Below are 302 nucleotides of genomic sequence, written 5' to 3' on the forward strand. Positions count from 1 at the left end.
AGGCGCAGCCTTCTGGGAGCGTGGTCATACCCGTAATCTAGCGGTCGGTTGCCAGAAACTATCTGGTTCAAATAAGCATTGGAAAAAGAAGTACGGCTACCATAAACGTTCGATCTCGGAGACGGCGATGTTCCGTGTAAAAAAACTTCTCGGCGGTACATTAAGCTTAAGAAATTACAATGCTTACGCCATGATAAAAGCGTTAAACAAGCTCACAGGGCTAGGTATGCCTGAAACGGTAGCAATAGCCTAACAAGTAATCATGTTAGGCGCGTTTTTAACTAAAATCGAATTAGGAAACA

At 43.7% G+C, this 302-nt stretch carries 1 pseudogene; it reads left to right on the plus strand.

What is annotated here, in order from left to right:
* Positions 1 to 253, plus strand: a pseudogene (locus tag RH88_RS09835) (IS5/IS1182 family transposase); the annotation flags it as partial.
* Positions 254 to 302 lie beyond the last annotated feature (49 nt).

The organism is Vibrio scophthalmi LMG 19158, assembly GCF_000222585.1.
Lineage (GTDB): Bacteria > Pseudomonadota > Gammaproteobacteria > Enterobacterales > Vibrionaceae > Vibrio > Vibrio scophthalmi.